Raw genomic sequence first — 1886 nt, 5'->3', positions numbered from 1 at the left:
TTCGGACACACGGACCTGAACCGTGCGCGTCTGCCTATTCCGCCACTCGCGCGTGAAGCGGGGCAAGGCTATCCCAGGCCTCGGGTCTACCCCAAACCGGCGTCCGCGCGACCGGATGCCGCCCTCCGTGCGATGGACCGCCGGTCCCGCGGCCCGGGGACGCGCCGGGGCGCGGCGTGAGGCACGCGACCCCACCCGGTTCGGCGACCCCGTTACGATCGGTCGGAGCCCGGCCGCCGGTCGGGACGGCCCTGGTGTGGGAAGTTGTGGGCACGAGCACAGGCTCCGCGCCGATTGGGCGGGCGAGCAGACGGGCACGACCACCGGGGACTGGCAGGCCCGGCACCGGGACGTGGACGGAAGGAGGCGGCGTGGGCGGACTCCAGAAGCTGGAGCACCGGCTCGAGCAGATGATCTCGGGCGCGTTCGCCCGGGCGTTCCGCTCGGCGGTCCAGCCGGTCGAGATCGCCGCTGCTCTCCAGCGCGAGTGCGACAACAACGCGCAGATCCTCTCCCGCGACCGCCGGCTGGTCCCCAACGACTTCCACGTCGAGCTCTCCCAGACCGACCTGGACCGGCTCTCGCCGTACGACTCCGCGCTCGCCGCGGACCTGGCGTCCCAGGTGCGCGACCACGCCGAGCAGCAGGGCTACGTCTTCCCCGGGCCGGTCTCGATCGGGTTCGAGCCGGCCGAGGACCTCACGACGGGCCGGTTCCGGATCCGCAGCAAGGCCCAGGCCAAGGTCACCAGCGGGGCGACCGACACCCAGGTCGGCCGGGCCCGGGCGGTGCTCGAGGTCAACGGCACCCGCCACCCGCTCCAGCCCCCCGGTCTCGTGGTCGGCCGCGGCACCGAGGCCGACGTCCGCATCAACGACCCCGGCGTCAGCCGCCGCCACGCCGAGTTCTCGGTCACCGGCGCTGCCGGGGGCGGGCTGTCGATCGAGGTGCACGACCTCGGCTCGACCAACGGCATGCTCGTCGACGGCCACCGCATCGCCCACACCCGCCTGCGCGATGGGTCCCAGGTCAAGATCGGCAACACGACCATGACCGTCCGGGTCCTCGAGGAGAGCTGAGGATGTCCGAGCTGACGCTGTTCCTCGTCCGCATCGCCTTCCTGGCGATCTTGTGGATCTTCGTGCTCTCCGCGATCTCGGTGATCCGCTCGGACATGTTCGGCGCCCGCGTCCCCGAGGCGGCCCGCGGCGACGGCCGCCGCGCCGCGCGAACCCCCAAGCAGCCCAAGCCCCCGAGCAAGCGGCGTGGCACCCCCACCCACCTGGCGGTCACCGAGGGCTCCAACGCGGGCGAGCGCGTCGACCTCGAGCAGGCGCCCATCCTCATCGGGCGTGGGGCCGACGCCGCCATCCGGCTCGACGACGACTACGTCTCGACCCGGCACGCGCGCATCGCGGCGTCCGGGGACCAGTGGTTCGTCGAGGACCTCGGGTCGACCAACGGCACCTACGTCGGCACCGTCCGCATCACCCAGCCCACCACGATCACGCTCGGCACCCAGGTGCGCATCGGCAAGACGATCCTGGAGCTCAGGAAGTAGCGCGGATGACCGACACGCCAGCATCGGCGCCCCCGACGAGGCTGCGCCTGCGGTTCGCCGCGATCTCCGACGTCGGCCGGGTCCGCAAGGACAACCAGGACTCCGGGTACGTCGGCCCGTGGCTGGTCGCGGTCTGCGACGGCGTCGGCGGCGCGGCCCGCGGCGACATCGCCTCGAGCACGGCGATCGCCCAGCTGCGGCGCCTCGACGTCCCCCCGGAGGGTGATTCCCCGGACGACCTGCTGACCAAGGTCGCCGGCGCCCTCCACCGCGCCCATGACCGCATCAACGAGCTCGCCGACGAGGACCCGAGCCTCGACGGCAC

General features: G+C 73.0%; 2 protein-coding genes and 1 pseudogene. All 3 read left to right on the top strand.

The window, feature by feature from the left end:
* Positions 1 to 371: 371 nt before the first annotated feature.
* Entirely contained in the window at positions 372 to 1079 is a 708-nt protein-coding gene (locus Q0L15_RS21220; protein WP_296606732.1) for a DUF3662 and FHA domain-containing protein, read from the top strand.
* A 2-nt stretch (positions 1080 to 1081) separates the two neighbouring features.
* The gene (locus Q0L15_RS21215) at positions 1082 to 1561 is read left to right on the top strand and encodes an FHA domain-containing protein (protein WP_296606730.1); all 480 of its coding nucleotides are present in this window, start codon (positions 1082 to 1084) and stop codon (positions 1559 to 1561) included.
* Between the two features lie 5 nt (positions 1562 to 1566).
* Positions 1567 to 1886: pseudogene (locus Q0L15_RS21210) on the top strand (serine/threonine-protein phosphatase); the annotation flags it as partial.

Source organism: Nocardioides sp. (genome assembly GCF_024509035.1).
GTDB lineage: Bacteria > Actinomycetota > Actinomycetes > Propionibacteriales > Nocardioidaceae > Nocardioides.
The sequence above is the reverse complement of the archived record's forward strand: the minus strand, read 5'-3'. Positions and strand labels throughout refer to the sequence as shown.